The following is a 2881-nucleotide window of genomic DNA, read 5'->3' on the forward strand; positions in this document are numbered from 1 at the left end:
CAACAATCCGCATTATGCACCCACACACCCAATCTACCCACATGATAGGTGTGAAAGTCATCGACTTCAATATTATAAACGGTATCGGTGTGGTTGGGTAGTAGGTATTGGCTTATAACTTCTACTTCTTGATTGTTTCTATCAAGCAGTATCATGCCTTGTTCTAGTAAAGAGGCTTTTAGCCAGCCTGTGTCTTTAATCCAAAATGGGTGTTCGGCTGTGGTTTCTAGGGTCTCTATGTCTCCTTGATGGTTTTTTACCGTTACTTGAAAAATAGGTTGGTCAGGCGTTGCTTTGGTGGCAATGACAGGGCGATAGCCATATTCTAGGGTAATATCATTTCGTGTCCAAATCAGTTCACCACCTGTGAAGGTTTCAATGGCTTTTAAGCCCCTTGATGTTTCAATGAGTGTACCTGCGGTAAAGCAAGAAATACCATTGGTGCAGGTGGCTTTGGCTTGGGTGATTGTGGGTTGGTCGACTTTTTTGGTATTAGCCCCAGAAACCCCTTTACCCCCAAGATTTTTCAAGCTAGCACCAGTCAATTTAACAGCACCCTTACCAACAAGAGTAGCTCCCCCAATCCAATCTTCGGGATAAACTGGGTAAACTTCTCCTGAAACGCTTGTTTTGGATGCTTGATAAGATTTTATCTTTCCATCAAAATAGGCTTTATAATTTGCTTGCGCTTGATTATTTAAGGCACCAGAACCGTCCAAATCGATGCCACCAACAATGCCACCCTGATAATTTGTAGACTTACCAAATAAATTTGCCTGATTCTGCTGATGTGCATTGGCTTTAAAAAGATAAATGTCATTACCTTGAGAATCTTTTTTGGCGGTCTCAATTTTTTGACCTCCATGTTTACTAACAAGAGATTGATATATCCTATCAGCCTCTTGTAAGTTACCAATTAATTTATGGTAACTTTCTGTAGAATATGGTGTCAATGGGCTTTGCAATTCCTTCATATAAGCCAAATAAGATGACAATTCATTATTTGCCTTGGTATCTAATTGACTATAAACCCAAGCATAAAGTATGCTATAAGCTTCATTATCGGTTATACCTTGTTTTTGAGCTAGCTTTTTAGCCTCTGCTTTTAATATATCAATTTCCTGCTTATGCAACTGCCGATTATTCACATCCGTATTCACCGCCATTACAGTGCTTGAAGTATCTACACCTGCTGATTGGGTAGCAGTTGCAATGGCAAGGCTTGTGATTAGACTTGTGGCATTTTGTGCAGTATCTTCTGAAATGCCAGCTTTTACCAGTTGTTCAGTTACTTGTTCTGACAGCTTATCGATTATTGGTGCTGAGGCAGCAATACCGCCTGTAGTAACAGCTCCTTCAATCGTTCCAGTACCGATTGCACCCACAGCCGTGTGCAGAGCAACACGATAAACACCACCCTCTGCCCACTTTTGTTGCTCCGTTATTTTCTCTTCAGGGGTTAGATTTGGATCGCTTGCAATGCGTTTGATTTGATCTTTACTGAACTCCGCCGCTGCCTTTGGAGCTTCCCTCCCAAACTCTGTGGTAATGACTGTTTGAGCATTTAACTCTTTAAGTGTTTGCTCTTTGTTAAAATCATTAAGGCTGGAGCATATTACCAACAGAGAATCCATAGTTATGCCTAATTTTTATCAACATGCAATCTCCTACAAATACTGTCTTGCTCCCAAGATAGTGAAAAATAAAAATATTTCTTACTATTATTTTCACTATCCACCCCCAATTCAGCCTTCACCTGATCCAAACAATAAATTTTATTATGTTCTATTTCTATAAAATTTAATGCCTTCATATTATGAATAAAAACAGGCATATAATCCAAATTATCATACTTCTTTCTTATAGAAATAACACCAAACCACCCCCCTTTATTGATAAACCAATCATTTTTATAGCTCTGTTTTTTCTCTGTAATTAAATCAAATAATTGATGCAAATATTCATCAGATGGTCTTTCCACATACTTAACATCAAAAAGTTTAGGATTGTCTTTTTTATATGTATATGTTTTTATATTCAACACAACAATCATTGCAATTACTATCAATATAAATATATTTTTAAATAAATTTTTCATTTTATTTTCAATAGCTCGTCAATGTTTTCTTTTGTTAATACAATATTTGTTTTAACCATTTTACCTCCAGTTAAACCGAACTGTGGCGTTCCAACCCCGTAGGTATAAATTGTTTTTGCATCTTTACCTGCGGTTCTAATACCTCCGACACACACTCCCTTGCAAGCCTGTATTCCAAGTGAAGTGCCTTGTATAGCATCGTTTACATCTCTAGCGGTCATTTTACCACCTTTGATACTACCAAAATTAATAGACATGCCAAACCCAACTGATTTTGATATTTTTCCAGATGGATTTACTTTAATAGCATTTTCTAATTCTTGTATACTTTTTGGGCTCAGGGTAATTCCTATATCAGAATAATTACTTACCCAAACTTCACCACTTTTGTTATTTACAATAGCAGTATAGCCAGCCATTCCTCCAGATAAGCTAACAATAGTCATGTCATTGTAATAGTTGTGTACATCCGAAATTGTTGTCGCAAGACTTTGAAATGCATTAAATCTACCTTGGGTGTATTGCAGGTTATTTATACAGTTTTGTATATTTCCGCTTTGATTTGCACAATAATCCGCTAATGATGCTTGACTTTGTGCATATTCTTTACCACCACCTACTGCATAAGCCCAATTCTCTCCGCCCCAGTTATTATTCTCCACCCCCGCTTTCCCCACCTCAGAAGCACTCACCGCACTGCTGACATCACCTGTTGTGCCATAAGTAGTCGCTGTACTGGCTAGGGTAATGACACTGGTAACCGTATCTTTTTGTTCTTGGGTG

Annotated in this window: 3 protein-coding genes; all 3 read right to left on the minus strand. The window is 37.9% G+C overall.

Annotated features, from left to right (window positions below; translation table 11 throughout):
* Positions 1 to 1634 (minus strand): polymorphic toxin-type HINT domain-containing protein (locus tag K941_RS17885; protein WP_036388401.1); only part of this gene is annotated, 1634 nt, incomplete at its 3' end.
* Between the two features lie 8 nt (positions 1635 to 1642).
* On the minus strand, positions 1643 to 2098 hold the full coding sequence (locus K941_RS0112265; RefSeq protein ID WP_029103824.1) for a hypothetical protein: 456 nt from the start codon (positions 2096 to 2098) through the stop codon (positions 1643 to 1645).
* A partial coding sequence (locus tag K941_RS15890; protein ID WP_029103825.1) for a VENN motif pre-toxin domain-containing protein occupies positions 2095 to 2881 on the minus strand: 787 nt, incomplete at its 5' end. The genes K941_RS15890 and K941_RS0112265, both read right to left, overlap by 4 nt.

The organism is Moraxella caprae DSM 19149 (genome assembly GCF_000426885.1).
Lineage (GTDB): Bacteria > Pseudomonadota > Gammaproteobacteria > Pseudomonadales > Moraxellaceae > Moraxella > Moraxella caprae.